The sequence below is a fragment of the Streptomyces sp. NPDC055506 genome (genome assembly GCF_053643595.1).
Window position 1 is genome coordinate 84,243 of sequence record NZ_JBSHKH010000007.1, and the last position, 15,676, is coordinate 99,918.

Annotated in this window: 10 protein-coding genes; 9 read left to right on the forward strand and 1 reads right to left on the reverse strand. The window is 67.9% G+C overall.

Features of this window, described 5'->3' with window-relative positions:
- Window positions 1-75 precede the first annotated feature (75 nt).
- The 5 genes from ACWIF2_RS04925 to ACWIF2_RS04945 all read left to right on the forward strand — a co-directional run bounded on the left by ACWIF2_RS04925 (window position 76) and on the right by ACWIF2_RS04945 (window position 6,011).
- Window positions 76-1,200, forward strand: a complete 1,125-nt coding sequence (locus tag ACWIF2_RS04925) for an AAA family ATPase (protein ID WP_359156338.1) — start codon at window positions 76-78, stop codon at window positions 1,198-1,200.
- Window positions 1,197-3,113 (forward strand): TniQ family protein, encoded by a 1,917-nt coding sequence (locus ACWIF2_RS04930; RefSeq protein WP_454358642.1) that lies wholly within the window; start codon window positions 1,197-1,199, stop codon window positions 3,111-3,113. The genes ACWIF2_RS04925 and ACWIF2_RS04930 overlap by 4 nt, the downstream gene beginning before the upstream one ends.
- A complete protein-coding gene (locus ACWIF2_RS04935; RefSeq protein ID WP_454358643.1) occupies window positions 3,110-5,020 on the forward strand; it encodes a TniQ family protein in 1,911 nt (636 codons plus the stop codon). The genes ACWIF2_RS04930 and ACWIF2_RS04935 overlap by 4 nt, the downstream gene beginning before the upstream one ends.
- A 187-nt stretch (window positions 5,021-5,207) precedes the next feature.
- Window positions 5,208-5,636, forward strand: coding sequence for a hypothetical protein (locus ACWIF2_RS04940; RefSeq protein ID WP_454358644.1), 429 nt, complete (start codon window positions 5,208-5,210; stop codon window positions 5,634-5,636).
- A 180-nt stretch (window positions 5,637-5,816) separates the two neighbouring features.
- Window positions 5,817-6,011 (forward strand): hypothetical protein, encoded by a 195-nt coding sequence (locus ACWIF2_RS04945; RefSeq protein ID WP_454358681.1) that lies wholly within the window; start codon window positions 5,817-5,819, stop codon window positions 6,009-6,011.
- A 334-nt stretch (window positions 6,012-6,345) separates the two neighbouring features.
- Here ACWIF2_RS04945 and ACWIF2_RS04950 read toward each other — a convergent pair whose 3' ends face one another.
- On the reverse strand, window positions 6,346-7,872 hold the full coding sequence (locus tag ACWIF2_RS04950; protein ID WP_454358645.1) for a class I SAM-dependent DNA methyltransferase: 1,527 nt from the start codon (window positions 7,870-7,872) through the stop codon (window positions 6,346-6,348).
- 163 nt (window positions 7,873-8,035) lie between these two features.
- Between ACWIF2_RS04950 and ACWIF2_RS04955 the strand changes: the two genes are divergently transcribed.
- The 4 genes from ACWIF2_RS04955 to ACWIF2_RS04970 are packed head-to-tail and all read left to right on the forward strand — an operon-like array spanning window position 8,036 to window position 14,948.
- Entirely contained in the window at window positions 8,036-8,350 is a 315-nt protein-coding gene (locus tag ACWIF2_RS04955; RefSeq protein ID WP_454358646.1) for a trypco2 family protein, read from the forward strand.
- 1 nt (window position 8,351) lies between these two features.
- Window positions 8,352-10,514 carry a VMAP-C domain-containing protein gene (locus ACWIF2_RS04960; RefSeq protein WP_454358647.1) on the forward strand — a complete coding sequence of 721 codons (2,163 nt, stop codon included), beginning with the start codon at window positions 8,352-8,354 and terminating at the stop codon, window positions 10,512-10,514.
- Window positions 10,511-11,521, forward strand: coding sequence for an AAA family ATPase (locus ACWIF2_RS04965; protein ID WP_454358648.1), 1,011 nt, complete (start codon window positions 10,511-10,513; stop codon window positions 11,519-11,521). The genes ACWIF2_RS04960 and ACWIF2_RS04965 overlap by 4 nt, the downstream gene beginning before the upstream one ends.
- A gap of 16 nt (window positions 11,522-11,537) precedes the next feature.
- Complete coding sequence (locus tag ACWIF2_RS04970) at window positions 11,538-14,948, forward strand: SAV_2336 N-terminal domain-related protein (RefSeq protein WP_454358649.1); 3,411 nt, start codon at window positions 11,538-11,540, stop codon at window positions 14,946-14,948.
- Window positions 14,949-15,676: the final 728 nt, after the last annotated feature.

Genomic DNA, 15,676 nt, shown 5'->3' on the forward strand with positions numbered 1-15,676 from the left:
GACCGTACCCGGGTGGAGGGCTGGCAGCGGTGGGTGCGTACCCGTGAGCTATTCGTGCCGGCACCCGTACTGAGCATGGAGCAGTATCTGCAGTTGACGCCCCGCCGACGCCGAATTCACGACCTTCATCGTCTGGCCACTCACAGCAGCCTGCCAGTGCAGTCCACCCCGATGAGCGAGGCAGTGGCGTGGCTGGTGAAAGCACGGATCGAGGACGGCGCCTACAGCCACAAGGCCGGAATCCGGACCGGGGTCATGGTCAACGGTGGTGGCGCCCAGGGAAAGACGGAGACGGTCTGTGCGGCGATCGCGGCGTTCGAGGAAGAATGGCTGGAGGTGAACGAGTACATGAATCCCGATGCCATGGCCGGCACAAGAGATCTGCTGGCTCCCGTCGCGTATGTGCGCTGCCCGGTCAAGGCGACCCCTGTTTCCACCTGCCAACGCATCCTCGACTTCTACGGCGAGGACTACAAGAACATGCGCCAGGAAGACCTCGTGCGGACGGTGAACGCAGCCATCGCTGCGCACGCCACCAAAGCTCTGGTGATCGACGACATCACGCGACTCAAGCTGCATCGCGAGAGCGACCAGGACGTCTTGGACCTTCTTCTGGAGGTCATGAGCATGTCCGTCACTCTGATTCTGGTTGGTGTCGGCATCCCCACTTCTGGGCTATTGCGCCGCGGTCGGTTCGATCCGGTAACCAAGCGGTGGGTCATCCCTCCGGTCAAGGACCGCGGGCGCAGCCCCAATCCGGACGCTGCGACCCAGCACGAGCGGCGCTTCGAGATGATCGATCTACAGGCGTTCGGTTACGACACTCCCGGGCAGATCAAGGCCTGGGTCGATCACTTGGCGGCGCTGGAGAAGAGCCTGCGGCTCCTGCACGACACCGAGGGCATGCTCACTTCCGGATCCATGCCGGAATACCTGTTTCAGCGTACCAACGGGGTGGTCGGGCTCCTGGAGAAGCTGGTCCAGCGAGGCTGCCGAGTCGCGATCGAGGACGGCAGTGAGCGGCTGACCAAGGAGCTGCTGAACAGCTGTGCCGTCAGCCCGACGGATCTTCCCGATCTGGACGCCGATTCCGGTGAACAGCCATTGATCCCGCCGGTGGAGTCTCGGCCGAAGAAGAAGTCAAAGAGCAGGAACACGGTCTACGACGACGCGGGACCGGCAGCGGAGTTCGCCGGGTGATCCAATCGACTCTCCGTCCGCTCGCGCGGAGCCTCGATCCGTTGCCTGGCGAATCCTTGGCCGGATTCCTCCTGCGTCTGTCCTACCGAATGGGATCGACTCCGCACCGTCTGGCAAACTTGTGCGGTCTGACCTGCCGCAGCGACAGCATTCCCCAGGAACAGCTTCGCGGACTGAACCCGGACGCCGCCGAACGACTGGCCCGGGCCGCACACCTGACCCTGCGCGAGGTCCGCGCCCTGACCTTGCAGGGCCTCACCGCTACCTACCCACCGCTTGCCAAGCTTCGTGCCGACGAGGTCGACATCGGCTCGAAGTCACACATCAACTGGGCCACGAACCCTGACAGCCGTTACTGCCCCGGCTGTCTACGAGGTGACAGCACGCCCGTGCAGCAGGCTTTCGGCGGTGCCTGGCAGCTGCGCTGGCACCTACCCGTCACGTTCGCCTGCATGCAGCACTCATGCCTCCTCGAGAACACCTGCCCCACATGCACCCAGCCGCTCAGCGGACGCGTCATCAGGCGATACAGCCTTGTCCAGATGCCCCACGTCTCCGGCCTGCACCCGGGCCAGTGCCGTAACCGCGCTCCCGGCCCACCGCTCAAGCCGCGGGCCCGCGCCACGCCGTGCGGCGCACGACTGGACGCCCTGAAGCAAGCTGCCGCCGCGCTGTCGCCACTGGACATGCAGCGCATCCTCGATCTCCAACACAGCCTGAACGTGCGGCTGGACCCAGGACAATTGCACTGTACGGCCGACGAGCAGACACCGCATACATACTTCCCCGACCTAATTACGACCGCACGACTGATCACCCTGAGCTGGCCCAAGGGTGCCTCGCTCCTGCCGTCTACCGCGCTGGCGGACCTGGTGGACGAGTACGCCACGCCCTATATGCACGACCCATCACAACTCGGAATTCAGATCCGGCGTAATGCGCCCCGCGATACAGCGCATACCTCAGCCCTGCTGCTCGCATCCGCGACTGCACTCGGCGATCGGGACCTTGTCCCACTGCGTGAGCGTATCGAGCCGCTCGCTCGCGAAGTGTACCGCCGATCGCGGTCCATCGGCGACAAGCTCTTTAAGAACAATGACGTTTCGGCTACCTTGCTGCGCGCCACCGCGCAGCGGGTGTACGGGTTCCAGAATCGCTCCACATTGCGTGCCGTCCGAAATTCGTATCTTTTTCGCACCGACGAAATCCCGCCCCTCCTCCCAAGTGATTGGTTTAACGAGCATTTCCAGCCTCTGATGCACCGCATGCCCCAGATGACCACGATCTTGGAGCGCCACCTTCGTTGGGCTGGCTCATTGAGCCTTGCCGAATTGGTCTGCGCTCAGCCATGGCATGCATGCGCGGAGACCCTAGGGATCCCTCAGAGCAGTGCACGCCGGACGATGAACGTACTGGGCAAGCATCTGACACCTCCCGGCCTTTGGCCTGTGTTCGAGGACGCGGTCGACCTGGTCGCGCGTCGTTTGGATGGGCAGAACCGTCGCATCGACTACGCCCACCGTCGCCGTACAACAACCGAATGGCGCCTTTCATCCGCAGATTGGAAGGCGTTGTGCGACGGGGTCCCCGGTCTTGAGCAGCGCCAGGCTACGGGGGACCCCCGAGTCGGTGAGGCCGTAATCTGGTGCATGGTCAACGAGGCGAGCTACCTTCACAGCCCGACGGTGACGCACCGCCGTTCCGCTTCCCACTCTCCCCACCGACTGACCGAAGAGGCAGGGCTATTCGCGAACAGGAATCAGCGCAGGCCGTCCTATGCGACTCTGAGTCGTCGGCTCGCGGCCTACGCTGCCCGGCTCGCCCGAGCCTGCGACGAAGGATCTGACCTGCGAATCGAAGTGCCGAACTGGACCACCTCCGATTCCGTGCGACAACAGGACCAGGTCCATTGACCACACGTCCACTGGCGCGGAGCCTCGCCCCACTGCCGGAAGAGTCCCTGCCAGGCCTGCTCTTGCGTCTGGCCTACCGACTGAATCGCTCGCCGGCCAGGATCGCCGCCCTGTGCGGCCTGAGCCGCCATCAAAACCGGTTGCCCGCCGAGTACTTGATGGCCTTGCCTGCGGAGTCCATGAAGGCTCTCATGGCAGCTGCATCTCTGCGCGAGGGCGAACCCGACGCGCTCACCCTGTCAGCCATGGCAGCCTCCTATCCGCCGCTGGCCACCATGCGTGTGGGGGGCAGTCGCAACATGGCCTCCGCCCGACGCACCTGGGCCTTCAGCCTGTCCAGCCGCTACTGCCCCAACTGCCTGGCCGGAGACGGAAGTGCGATCCAGAACGCATATGGGGGCCCGTGGAAACTGCGCTGGCATATCCCGGTCTCCTTCGCGTGTACCACCCACAGTCGCCTCCTGGAGTGTGGCTGTCCGCAGTGTGGAGGTCATCCGAACCGGCCGTCGAACACCGAGCGGCAAGGGCTCATCACACAGCGCACGATCGGTGGACTTCACCCGGCACAATGCCGCCACCACCTCGCGCCCGGAACTGTCGGTGCCAGCGTCCGGACACCGCTGTGTGCAGCGCGACTCGACAAGACGGGCTGCGTAGCCGGGGAACCGGACAGCGACCTTGTCATGATGCTTGCCCTGCAACGACGCATCGATCGGAATCTGACACGCGCCCAACACTCACCCGGAACCAGCGGCACGAACTCAAGCCAAGACCAACATTTCTTTTCCGACCTGATCGCCGCCGCCCAACTCATCCGGCTCAGCTGGCCCGACAGTGCACGCTTCGCCCCCTCCAGCGCCGTAGCCGAACTGATTGCCCGCCACGTTGCCGCTTGCACAGCCCTTCGCGAGAACCGCAGTCCTGGCAGGCGCGTCCGTGATGCATGGGCCGCTCCCCAAGACCCGGCCCAGTGCGCAGCACTGCTGCTGGCCGCGGACACCCTGCTCGGCGACCGGGACCAGGACGGCCCGGGCCTTCGTGAGCGAATCCAGCCGCTCGCCACCGCCGCTTTCACACGCAATGAAGCGAACACCAGTGCCGGATTCCGGCGCATGGACGTCTCCCCAGGGCTGTCAAGGGCCCTGGCCCAGCGGTCCCTAGGCTTCAACCGCGCTGGCGGCCATCACCACGCCAGAAAGCACGTTCCTTCACGTCAGTGCCATTTCGGAATCGAGCATGTCCCTGCTCTTTTGCCAGAGGCCTGGCTCGCTGCGCACTTCGGCGATCTGACGTCCCTGTGGAATCCTGGAGATGTATGGAAGCCACGCCATCTACGCCGAGTAGCTTCCCTCAAGCTCGTCGAAATGGCCGGCGGCGGGACTTGGCCACACTGCGCTGCGATCCTGGGAATGCCGTTGGCCACCGCCCAACGTAGCCTGACCGTACTCAAGCAAAGCCTCTTGCCCGGCGGCCTGTGGCCGCTGTTCGAGACGGCGGTCGAGAGCGTCGCGCAAGGATTGGACGCCGACGCCTCGCGCGTGGATTTCGCCGCGCGTCGTCGAAGGCTGAGTGCCTGGCAAGTCCCTGTCGAGGACCTTGCTCGCCTCGCGGCAGGCCTGGTCCGCCTTGCCAACGTGGAGTCCCCCGTGACCCGGGCTGCGGTATCCGCGCTTGTATGGGCTCGTGTCACCCAGGGTGACCATTTGCACAGTCCACCGGTCCAAGCGCTCCGCGAAGCGCAGCAAAGTACCAAGCCCGTGGTCGCCGCCATCGGCCAGTTGCAGACCCCCAGCAACCGCAGAGGAGCCAGACTGCTTCTCTTTCAACGCATCAACGAATACGCCGATGGCCTTGCCCGGCGCGCCATGAGGGGTGCGGGTGCAGTCGACGAGGTGGCGACGCAGTGACCTCCGCTGGTCCCGCCGACTTTCGATATGTACGGGGGCGTCGCCTGTGCCGGACGGGCGCAAACGGCTGCCGGACCTGCTGCGCCGCTGGCACGTCCTTCTGTATTAGGGTCCGTCTTCAAAGATCATCGAATGGTGGATCATGGCGGGGTGATACGCCGTCCGCCCAGGCGGCCACCACGTCCGCGTGGCCGGCGTGGGCGAAGCGCGGGCGACCGCCCTCGACGCATGGCGCCGGTCCCTGGAGCAACGGGCAAGGGCCTCCGCACCCGCCAAGCTGCCTGGGCCCGCCCTGACGAGGATCCGCGCCGAGATCGCCACGCTGCGGGCGCAGTACGACCGGGAGGTAAAGCAGGCGGAGAGCAAGGCCCAGCAGGACCGGGACGTCCTTCAAAAGCAGATCACCGACGAACGGCAGCGGCTCACAGCCGAGCGCCAGCAGCGCGCTATGGAGACCCAGCGCAAGCGTGCTGACCTGTTGCAACGCCAGAAGCAGCTGAGCGGTGCCGAGGCGGAACGAGCGAGAGTGAAGGGCGAACTCAGCACCGCACGGACGGAGACCCGACGCAACCTCGGTGTCTGGAAATACGTCACATTCCTGTTGACGGGCCACTGAACCAGGCCCGAGGCGAGTATGCAGCGTGGGCAGGGCTGGGCGAGAGTTGGGTGAGCGCGGGCAAGGTAGATGGCGGCACCAGGTAATCAGGTGCCCCAGAAACCACGGGCGAGACTTCACGAACATGCAGGAAGCGGAGCTGGTGCCTCGTTCGCCTCCCTACGAAAGTCACGGTCGTAGATGTTCTTCCCAGTGCCCGTGTGGCGGCTGCTCCAGCGCTCAGTAACTCCGGCCGCGCCGGATTCACCGCCGCCCTCTACACCGCCCGCGCCAGAGCTCAAGCCGCTCGTCTTCGGCGGCGCCATCTTCGTCGGCGGTGCGCTCACCACCACAACCGAGGTCGAGAACTTCCCCGGCTTCCCCGAGCGCACTTGACGGGGCTGAAGCGCACCATGACCCGGTCAAGGTGCGCCATACGGTCCGCTGACGTGCGCGCTTTCCCTCCCTTCGCGGGCCAATGCCCGCACGGCCGCGTTTATCCAACGGCCCTATCGGCGGCAGCCTGTGCTCGTGCCTATGTGCCGGGTCTCGACCAATGACAGGTTCCACGGTGCCGTCGTGGGCAGGACAGCACCGTCGAGGGGCGCGGCCGTCCCAGGTGGATTAGTGCAGTCGTGACGAGCGTGTGGGGCCAGACGGCGTGTGCCCAGCGTTCTCGCTTCACCCGCCTCAGGCACCCCGCCCAGCCGGCGGCTCTCGCTGGCGGTTCTCAGTCGAAGATTGCGTACAGGTCCTTCATCAGGGCCGCGGGACCGCTCCGCGGGACCGCTTGCGGCTCCACGGCGGCTGGCAGGCCCACGCCGACATAACGTGCCGGGGCCAGCGCGTACTCATGCTCGCGCACAGTCGCCACATCCGCCGAGAAGCAGAAGCCGGACTCGTCTTGGTAGGCCAGCTTTGCTTCCTGCGCTGATGCCGTGCCTCGCCAGGCGTGGTACGTGCCAGCGATTTTTGCGAGGTCGGCTTCTGTCAGATTCCGCTCGGTCCGGTCAACCATCTCGCCCATTCCGCGGGCGTCGATGAAAAGGGTTGTGCCGCGCCGGTCGTCCAGGCGTTTCGCGCCCTGGGGGGACTTGTCTTTGGTCAGGAACCACAGGCAGGCCGGGATCTGGGTCGTCCGGAAGAGTTGGGGCGGCAATGCAACCATGCAGGCGACCAGGTCAGCTTCCACCATCGCCTGGCGGATCTCAGCCTCGACTCTGGGCGAGGAGTGTGAGCCGTTGGCGAGGACGACGGCGGCCGTCCCGCGGTCGGACAGTTTCGAGACGGCGTGCTGGAGCCACGCGAAGTTGGCGTTGTTCCTCGGAGGAACCCCGTACTGCCAACGGACGTCGCTCTCGTCCCGCGCCCAGTCCCTCATGTTGAACGGCGGGTTGGCCATCACAAAGTCGGCCTTGAGGTCCGGGTGCTTGTCGTCGGCCAAGGTATCGCCCCAACGGGCGGCCAGGTTGGCGTCGATGCCGTGGATGGCGAGGTTCATCTTGGCCAGGCGCCAGGTGCGCTCGTTGACCTCTTGGCCGTAGACCGCGATGTCGGCCTTGTGGCCGCGGCCCCCGTGTGCCTCGATGAACTTGCTCGCCTGTACGAGCATGCCGCCTGTGCCGCACGCCGGGTCGTACACGCGCCCGTTGTACGGCTCCAGAATCTCCACGATCAGCCGGACCACTGATTGAGGGGTGTAGAACTCGCCACCCTTCTTGCCCTCCGCGCGCGCGAAGTTGTTGAGGAAGTACTCGTACACGTCGCCCAGCACGACCTGGGCTGGCTTGTCCTCGGTGCTGCCGAAGCGCGCGTCGGTGATGAGGTCGAAGAGTTCAGCCACGCGCTGTTGGCCAGCGTCATCGCGGTTGAAGACCTTGGGGAGAACGCCCGCCAGAGAGGCGTTCTCCCGCATGACCGTGTCCATCGCCTCGTCGAGGAGCTTGCCCACACCCTGGCTCTTAGCGTTCGCCGCGATCCAGGACCAACGGGCGGTCTCCGGTACCCAGAAGACGTGGGCGCCGGTGTACTCGTCGCGGTCCTCCAGGAAGACGCCGATTCGGTCGTCCGAGACGCCGTCCTCGGCAAGCTCCTTGGCGAGCTTGTTCCGGTGCTCGTCGAACGCGTCGGAGACGAACTTTAGAAAGATCAGCCCGAGTATGAACTCCTTGTACTGGGCGGAGTCGACGGAGCCGCGCAGCTTGTCGGCTGCCTTCCAGAGGATCGCCTGGATCTCCTCGGGGGTGGAGGCGCTCAAGTTTCCTCCTGCTCGGTGGACTTCTTCTCGCGCGGTGGCATGCGGTGGACGGCTCCTTCCACAAGTCATTGTCCATGACCGAGGTTTGTGGTGTCTCGCGAGCGTTGTACCGTACGGCGACCTACTGTTTTTCTCATTGTCTTGAACCGGGGGCGGGGCGAAGGTGTCGACTATCGGACTGGCCGCAGCCATCGAGGAGCTGCGCCAAGAGCTGTACGAGGCGCAGCAGCTTGGCATCAACCAGCAGTTCGCCTTCGGCGTCGAGGAGGCCGAGCTGGAGCTGCAGCTGGAGCTGCGCAAGTCTGTCAAGGGGGACGGCAAGCTTTCCTTCGGCGTAGTTGTCGTCGGCGCGGGGGGCGAGCAAACCACCGTCCGTACCCACAAGCTGGTGCTGAAGCTGTCGGTCAAGGACCGGGCCCTCGGAGGCGCGCGCCCCGAGATCGGCGACGACGAGTTCGGGTCGCTGGACGAGGAGTGACGTGGATCGCCGCAGACTGGCTCTGATCCGCAGCGGGGGCACCGGTGAGGGGCGCCTCACCGTCGGCTCCGGCTATCTGATCGCCCCGCGGCTCGTACTGACCGCCCGCCATGTGCTGGAGGACCGCGACACGGGAACGCTGTGGCCGGTCATCACCGTACGCGTAGGCCACCACCTCGACGGCGAGACGACGCGCGCGGACGCGGAGCTGCTCTGGGCCCACCCAGACGGACTGGACGTCGCACTGCTGCGCATCGACCGCAAGATCGATCCGCCCGGCTCCGTCCGCTGGGGCTGCCCAGCGGGCACCGCGCCGCTGCCGTACGAGGGCCTCGGCTATCCCTGGGCCGCCAAAGGGGAGACCCGGGCCCCGGAGCACCTGCGCGGTGTCCTGCCGGTCCTCTCCGGAGGCAAGGACCGCTACGTCCTCGACCAGGGACCGGCCCCCACCACCCGTAGCGATGGCGGGAACGCCTGGGGCGGGGCCTCGGGCACGGCGATCTTCTGCGGCGGCCACCTCGTCGGCGTCGTGACCGAGGAGGACCACGCCTACGGAGCCCGTCGGCTGATCGCCCTGCCGGTGTCCTCCTTCGCCGGGGACGGCGGCTTCGTGTCCCACGTCGAGGAGCAAACCGGTCGGTCTCCCGAGCTGAGTGCGATCGGCGCGTCCCTGCCCGAGGCCCGGCCCGCCGCCGAGCGCACGCCCGCTGAGCGCGAACTGGAGACGCTGCTTGCGCCGTTGTTCTCGCACCCCGGCGTCCGTGTCGACCACGCCCGGGCCCTGGCGCGCGAACTGGGCTACGAGGCCCAGGGGTATGAGCCCACTGCTGCCGACCTCGTGGCGCTCCTCATGGCCCATCCCCGAGCGCTCGCGTCTCTCGGCGAAGCCCTCGCGAGCAGCGCGCAGGGGACGGCCCGCGCCGCTCTGACTCGTCTGTTCTCGTGGGCCAGGGGACTCGACTGCGGGTCGCTGCTCTCCGTGAACGAGTACGACGCCCTGATCGGCCTGCTGCGCCGGCTCTGCGAGAAGCAGTCGGCGCTGCTGCCCCGAACAGCCGGTGAGGCGCTGCGGTACGTCGTACTTCCGGAGATCCTCACCCGTCCGCAGCTCAGCGCGGACGATGTCTGCGGCGTGGTCGAGAGCTTGGAGGATCTGTCCGACGGTGTGAGCGGTCCCGAGGATGCCCCGCCGGTGCCGGCGCTACTGCGGCTCGTCGAGTACGTGGCGGCGGCCGCGGGCGACGGGCTGGGCGACGACCTGCGCGCGTGGTCGGGGAAGACCGCCCGGCGGCTCGGTATCCACGCCGGGGCCTTGGGCGAGCGGCGTGCGGACGCCGCCCAGTGGGCGAAGCGCGCAGCGTCGCCGGTGTCGCGGGTCGTGATGGATTTGGCACACGACCCCGCCGCGGGAGACGACCGGTACCGGGTCCGGATTCTGCTCGTCCGCGACGACGGTTCGTACCGCGTGCTCAAGGAGGCGGAGTCGGAGCCCAAGACCCCGCGGGAGGCGGCGAGCACCCTGAGCGAGGCGGTCTTCGCCGCGGCCCAGGAGCCGGGGCAAGGCGACCATGTGCCGTGGGTGACCGTCGTGGTCGACCGGGCGGGGCTCGACTTGGCCGTCGACGAATGGGAGCCCGGAGCGCTCGACGACATTCTTCCGGCGTGGCCGATCGGAGCGGACTACCGCGTCTCCCTGAGCTGCCCGGAACTCAGTGACCAGAGGCCGGAACGCGAAGGCGACCAGGAGCGCCGGTGGAAGAACGGACGCGCGTCGGTGCTCGTCACCGGCCGGACGTCCGGCGACGCCAGGCAGCTCGTGAATCTGCTGAAGACTGAGCATCGTGATACCGCGCGGGTGGTTCTCCACGGCCCCGCCAACGAGCGTCGGTCCTGGTTGCTGAAATGTCTCGTCCTGGGCGTCCCGGTCGTGCTGTGGGACCGTGAGGCCATTGGCTACGAGGACGCAGGGAGACTGGAGATCCTGGCTCCCGCCGGCGATCTGGAGGGACTTCCCGAGCGGGTCCGGGGCTTCCGGAGCGACTCGGCAGCTTGCCCGGCGGAGCGGCGGGCACGGCCCTCCCTCGTGTGGGAACCGGAAGGTCGTCTCCCGCAGACTGAGTCGCTTCAACTGAGTGACCCTTGGAGAGGATCGCACGCGTCATGACCACCTCAGAGCCCCTGGCCGGTACAAGCCCTCGGCTTTCATCCTCCGACGGCGGAGGCGACGACTGGTGGCTGTTCCGCGGAGATGGCGAGCGCCGTGAGGTACCGTTCCCCGCTGCACCCCCGTGGCGCCGGTTCGACCGGCAGGAGACCGTGACCGGTGACAGGGTTCCGTACCCGCGGCCCTACCTCATCGGCCCCGACGAGGTGGAGGTGGTGAACGCGGCACTCCACCTGCGCCGGCCCCTCCTGGTGACCGGGCAGCCCGGCACGGGCAAGTCCTCGTTGGCCCACGCCATCGCTCACGAACTCGCGCTCGGCCGTGTCCTGCAGTGGCCGGTGAACAGCCGCTCAACTCTTCAGGATGCCCTTTACCTCTATGACGCCGTCGGCCGGCTGCGCGAGGCGACCCTGCGGCGCGACGTGGAAGGCACCGAACCGGACATCGGCCAGTACATCCGGCTCGGCCCTCTGGGCAACGCGCTTGTGCCCCGCGAGCGCCCCCGCGTGCTGCTCATCGACGAGCTGGACAAGGGTGACGTCGACCTACCCAACGACCTGCTGACCGTCTTCGAGGAGGGTGAGTTCGCCATCTCCGAACTCACCCGGCTGCCCGCGAGCCACGCACCGGTACACGTTCGAACCGACGACCTGGATGAGACCGCCCCGGTCACGCGCGGCCGCGTCCGCTGCCGTGAGTTCCCGGTTGTAGTCATCACCAGCAACGGCGAACGGGAATTCCCGCCCGCCTTCCTGCGGCGCTGCGTTCGCCTCGATCTCCCCGAGCCCAACGAGCGGCGGCTTCGGGAGATCGTCGCCGCGCACCTCGGTCCCGACGCCCTGGACGACACCGACGACCTGCTGCGGGAGTTCCTCGAACGCCGCGCCGAGGGCGAACTGGCCACCGATCAGCTGCTCAACGCCGTCTTCCTCCGCAAGGGTGGCGTGAACCTCGACGCGGCTTCCCTCCTGCAGGGCGTCCTGCACCGTCTCGGCGGAGCCGTGTGACGCCGTGATCTCGCGCGTGACGAAGGTCCTGGCCGAGAGCGGGGTGGAGCTCTCTCTGGAGGAACTCCTCGACGCCATGTGGCTCGCCGGGAAGCTGCCTCGGGACTCCGGGCCCCTGGTGCGCTCCGTCGGCGTGGCCGCCGCGAGCTCGGAGCGGCACGGCGAGCCCCACCACGACGGGTCGACGGTCGCGGCGCCGGAGACCGCGGAGCCCGCACCAGAGCCGACCGCTGCGGAGTCCACGAAGAAGCGGTCCGCGCGCCCGCTTCTGGCCTCGGCGCAGCCCAGTCCCGACGAAGACGCGCCAGCGCTCGCGGGCCTGTCGTCGGCGGTCGCAGTCCGCGCCCCGGACAGCAGCACCCTCGGCGCCGGGCAGCTCCGGCTCGGCAAGTCCCTCCGGCCTCTGCGGCAGCGCTTCCCCGACCGGCGCCAGCAGGAACTCGACGTCACACGAACCGTCGCTGCCATCGCTGAGACGGGCGTGCCCGAGACCGTCGCCCGTGCGCTGCGCACCCGCTGGCTGTCCCTGGCCCTCGTGGTTGACGACGGCGTCTCCATGGTCCTCTGGCAGCGGCTCGCCGCCGACGTCCGGGTACTGATGGAACGTGCTGGGGCCTTCCGAGACGTGCGTGTGTACGGACTCGACACGCGCAGCGGCACTCCGTCTCTGCGGACCACCCCCTACCGCTACCGCGGCCGGCTCTCATCGCCGAAGGTCCTGTGCGACCTAACCGGCAACACCCTCGTCCTGGTCGTCAGCGACGGTGTGGGCGAAGCCTGGCGGGACGGCGGGATGCGCCGGGTGATGGACCGCTGGGGACGTTGCGGTCCCACCGCGATCGTCCAGGCACTGCCGTCCCGGCTCTGGGCGAGCACCGGCATCGGCGCACGGCGCTGGCAGGTCACCACCCATCGTCGCGGCGGCCCCACCCGCGCCTGGCACGTCACCGACCCTGACCTGCCGCCGGACCTGGTCCGCTTCGACTCCGTACCCGTCCCGGTCCTCGCGCCGACCCCTGCGGCCGTCGCCGACTGGGCGTGGCTCGTCGCCTCACCCGGCGGCACAGCGCTCCTCCCGCTATGGGACGCCGGCCGTCCCGGCTCCAGCCGGACCGTAGCCGACGCCCGGGACGGCGACGCTGCCGAAGCGGTACTCCGCTTCAGGGAGGCCGCGTCCGCCGAGGCGTATCGGCTCGCGGCCCACGTGGCGGCCGTCGCCCCCGTCACGCCGCCCGTGATGCGCCTGGTGCAGGCCGCCCTCGGGCCACCGACAGACATCGGACACCTCATGGAGGTGTTCCTAGGGGGCTTGATGCACGAGCTCGACGCCGACGGTGCGGACCGGCTGCCGCACCACCGGCGGTACGACTTCACAGACGGCGCCGGGCGCGTTCTCCTCAGCGCCGTCTCCCCGAGGGAATTGCTGCGCACCGCTGAGGCTGTGACGCAGCGCATTGAGGCCGCCGTCGGCCGCGCCCCGGTCTTCCCGGCGTGGGTCGGGCACCCGGACGGCGCGGCCGTCATCGATGACACCGGGCGCTCCTTCGGCTGGCTACGGGAGCAGACGCTAATGCGGCTCGGCATCCCGTCCGCCGATGCAAGGCCGGTGGCGCCCATGCCGAAAACCCGTGTCCCCGGGGGCGAGACCGGAGATTCCACCGAGCCCCGGGACTCCGCAGCCGCCGGGACTGATGAAGCGTACGACGACGCGCCGGGTGAGACCCTGCCAGCCGGCTGGGTGGAGCTCCTACCGGAGGACCCGGTACGGCTCGGTCGATTCCGGCTCCGTGCACGCAGTGCCCACGGTTGGCCTCACCTGACGATGTACCTGGCCGAGGACGATGACGGCACCGTCACCACGGTCCGGGCGCCGGTCATGCTGCATACCCGCGACCCGGGAACCGCGCGGGACCTCGTCCGGACGGAAGCCGAGTGCCTGACGCGGATGCAGGGCACGCATGCCCCCGCACTCCTCGGTGTGGCGGCGCCCACCACAGGGGAGCTGCCGTGGGTCGCGGCCAGCTGCGTCCACCGCCGCGCAGACGCCCCGTCCTCACCGCCCGCGCCGAACCTGCGCGCCGTCCTCGACGAACACGGGGGAACAGTCCCGGGGGAGCTTTTCTTGCGGATCGGGCTGGGCCTGACGGAGGCCGTTGCCTTCGCCCACTCTCGGGGGCTCGTGCACGGCTCGCTCTCACCCCTGGCCGTTCTCGTGACCGACCGCGACGTCCAGCTGGTCGGCTGGGCGACCGCGACGATCGACGGAGTCGACAGTGCTCACCGCGACGTGCTGCCCCTCAGCGACACCTACCTGGAGGCGGACGACGACGGGCGGTCGCTCACCCCGCAGAGCGATGTGTACGCCGTTGGTGCGCTGCTGCTGGCCTTCCTCTCGGGACGGTGGAGCGACCCCAGGGCCGACAACTCGGGACATGGTCCCTTGACCAACCCCGGGATCGGCCCGGTGCTCCTGCGGACTCTTTGGCGTTGCTTGGAGCATGACCCCGCCCGCAGACCCTCCGCCGCCGCCCTGGCCGAGGCGTTCGCCCTTGCGTCCGGAGGCCCGACGGCCGACCGAGCGTCGGAGGAGGTCGTCGCTGAGGACGTCCGGCGGGTTCGGGATCTGGCGGGGCGGGACATCGGCACCTACGGGCTGGAATTCGCCCGTCTTCTCCTGACGTTCTCGAACCAACTGGCCTCCGTGGGGCAGCGGGAGGAGTCGCTCGCTGCGGCCCTGGAGAGCGTGGAGGTGTACCGAGAGCTGCTGTCGGTAGGGGGTAACTCCGCCTCCGTCCCCTTCTCGTCTGGTCTCGCCGAGGCCCTCAGTAATCTTTCCGTGCGACTGGGCGAAGCCGGCCGGGCGGGGGAGAGTCTCGACGCGGTCTCCGAAGCGGAGACGCTGTATCGGGAGCTTAGGCGCCAGGACTTCGGCGTCTTCGGCGCGGGCCACGCCATGACCCTGAACAACCAGTCCAACCGCCTGGCGGAGGCAGGTCGGTACCGTGAGGCACTCCAGGCTATCGAGGAGGCTGTTCTCATCGGGCGCCGAAGGGCCGAGCTGGGTGAGCCGGCGGTCGGGGGCGATCTGGCGAGGAGTCTCACGAACCTGGGCAGCCGCCTGGGCGACCTGGGACGGCAGGGCGAGGCTCGGACGGCCGTCGCCGAGGCTACCCAGATCTACGGCGCCCTGCCTCCGGAGGAGGCGCGGCGCGTCTGGACGGACCACGCCATGAGCCTGATCAATTTCGCCGTCCTGCTCGGCGACGAGGGACGTCACGACGACGCCCTGAGTGTGGTTGACGCGAGCTTCGCCGTGCTGGACCAGTACGGAGACGAACGGTCGCGGGCTGCGTTCGAGATTCAGGAGTGGTCCCGGCGCATCAGGAGCTGGCTGGAGGGCCCCGCCGCGCGGGCACCCGGTCAGTAGTCGGCAGCCCGGCGGAGAAGTTGGTGACCAGGTCTGTGCTCGATGCGCCACGGTCCGATGCCTGCACCGCCCCGGGCTGGCGCTCATCTAGCACCTGGCGCAGCGAATCGGCACCCGGCTAGTCAGCACCACTGCGCCCCGGTCAGCCCGGGCCCATGGCTCCCGAAAAGGCATCGAGAGCTCGCATCCCTAGTTGCCCCGGCGTGGGCTGATGGCTGACTGGTTCTGGGGACAAAAGACGAGAACGGCGGGGCCGCGCGTAGCGCGGCACGCTGCGAGAGTCTGGCCCGACACGCCATGGGCAGGACCATGGACATGGACACCCTGCACAAAGCCAGGCAGGCCCGGAATTGGATCGCCCACGAAGGAGCCTCGATCGGTGCCATCTGGTCAGTAGACCGCGACCGCATCCTTCAGTAAGCGGTCAAGCTGCGCACCGCCGTCACGGATCTCGCTGACGGCGACAACATCTCGCAGTGGTGCCACGGCCTTGCTGAACCACACGACCCGCCACCCATGGACTGGGTCAACGGCTGCCCCGACGCCGTCGACACCTGGTCTTCGGCCATCTCCGTGGCCTGCTGCCCCAGCAAACCCAGAGCCCCGCAAACTCGTAGTAACGGCAAAGACCCAGCGGTTGGAGTTTTAGTGCAGGTCACAATGCCCCGCCATCTGCCAGTGTCCGGTCAGGCATACATCTGCGCCGTCAAGTCCCGCTCGCTCTCAAT